At 43.0% G+C, this 2003-nt stretch carries 2 protein-coding genes; both read right to left on the reverse strand.

Translation table 11 applies throughout. The annotated features are described in order from the left end of the window. The coding region (locus tag AC37HE_RS04550) for a beta-N-acetylhexosaminidase (protein ID WP_500781602.1) at nucleotides 1-1307 on the reverse strand (1307 nt) is incomplete at its 3' end. A 302-nt stretch (nucleotides 1308-1609) separates the two neighbouring features. Further along, nucleotides 1610-1717, reverse strand: coding sequence for a helix-turn-helix domain-containing protein (locus AC37HE_RS04555; RefSeq protein WP_500781603.1), 108 nt, complete (start codon nucleotides 1715-1717; stop codon nucleotides 1610-1612). Between the last annotated feature and the right edge of the window lie 286 nt (nucleotides 1718-2003).

The following is a 2003-nucleotide window of genomic DNA, read 5'->3' on the forward strand; positions in this document are numbered from 1 at the left end:
ACTTGTTCTTTTGTCAGTTTCGGGACAACTGTGTCGGGCTGCCAATCATAGGCTTGATCCACCTCAATCGTTCCTGCCCACTTCAAGCCAAGCACAGTAGTCGAATCATATTTCATATCCATGTAGGCACGACTTGCCGGCGATACTAACACTTTGCCACCTTTTTCGATCCCCAGCGAAGTATTTTTAGCGTCGGCCCAAAACTGCACCGCTGCACCTTTAACCAGATCAGCGTTCGCAATCTCGTCCCAACCGATTATCTTCTTTCCGTATTTCTGAACGATGCCCTGAACCCGGTTCACAAAATAAACGTAATCATCGTGCTTGGTTGCATGCGACTCGTCGCCTCCCAAGTGAAAGTAAGGCCCGGGTGAAAGCTCTGACAATTCTCGAACTACGTCATCAACGAACTTGTATGTCACGTCTTTGTGTGCATCGAGTGTACTGAAACCAACATTAATCCCAGTATAAAGCTCTCTCGCTTTTCCGTCTGCATTCAACTCTGCATACGATGCCAGGGCGGCATTGGTATGGCCGGGCATGTCAACTTCCGGAACAATCGTAATAAAATGTGCTGCTGCATAGGCCACAATATCCTTGTATTGTTCCTGCGTATAAAAACCACCCTCTCCGCCACCAACTTCAGTGCTACCACCAACTTTTGTTAGTTTTGGCCACGACTTGATTTCAATCCGCCATCCCTGGTCATCTGTCAGGTGCAGATGAAGCGTGTTCATTTTATATTCCGCCAGAAAATCGATAAAACGTTTCACATCTTCCACTGAAAAAAAATGACGAGCAACATCGAGCATCGCTCCACGATAACCGTATACCGGGGCATCAGTGATGGCTCCGGTTGGAACAATTAACTTTTCGCCTGGAGTAATTTTTGCCGGTAAAATTTGCATCAATGTCTGAATTCCATAGAAACAACCGGCTTCATCACCTCCTTCAATCTGAATCAGCTTATTATCGATCGTCAGTTTATACCCCTCTGCCGGGACCTCACCACTTGTATCAAGCGAAAGATAAATCCCATTGGAAGGAGCTTCAGAAACAGCTTCAACAGTAGAGGAAGAGCCCAAGGTACTAACAAGGAATTTCCCGGCAATCGGCAAATGGTTGTTCCCCTTCTGCACAAAGATTCCAGTTGAACCATCCAGCTCAAATGCATCGCCAGTTGCCGTAACGCTTACTGGTTTCGGAATAAAAGCTGTTTTTGTCAGGTCTGTCTTAACTTTTTCAGTACAGGATGCCATCATAAATAAAAATGCTCCCAAGAGCAAAAAAGCTGATCTCAATATCATCGAAGTATAATTTTAATACGTGAATCTTGCGAACAATAGAATTTCATCCTAAAGTCAGAAATATTTTGCAAAAAAGAAAGTCGAAGGCACTACATTCAGGTCGATCAGGATAAAGCTTGTCGCCTTAGCAAAACATTGATTTATCATTTTAGCGACAATCTTCACCTTCACTACTTATAGGAATCACTTGAAGCTTCTTATTTGTCACCATTAAGAGTATTCTACCCAGCCAAAACTATTGACGGCTAATAACAGACAATAATAACAGGAAATTATCTTCGAAGTCGAAATCGTTCCTGTGATTAATTCAGAGATCGATATTCGTTGGGTGAATAGCCGGTTTCATTCTTAAACATTCGACTAAAATGTTGCGGATACTGGAATCCCAATTCGTATGCAACCTGACTAATGGGAACTAATTAGTAACCATACAGCCCGCCGCTCCGGAGCGACCAATAGGTATTTAGCAGGCATTCCTTCTATCTCCATCATGAAGATCACAGGTCACAAAACTAGAAAGTCATTTTTAAAATACATCAAAATATCTCAGGAGGGAAATGCCATGTTGTTAGCCGGACACAAGTTCTTCCAAAGTCAAAAAGGATCCCCTTCGGTATTATCCTTCCCCTCTATCTTTCAATCTTCGTCGAATTCATTCATGTATATAAACAAAGAGACCGCGACATTACTTTGCCA

Source organism: Mangrovibacterium sp. (assembly GCF_059905295.1).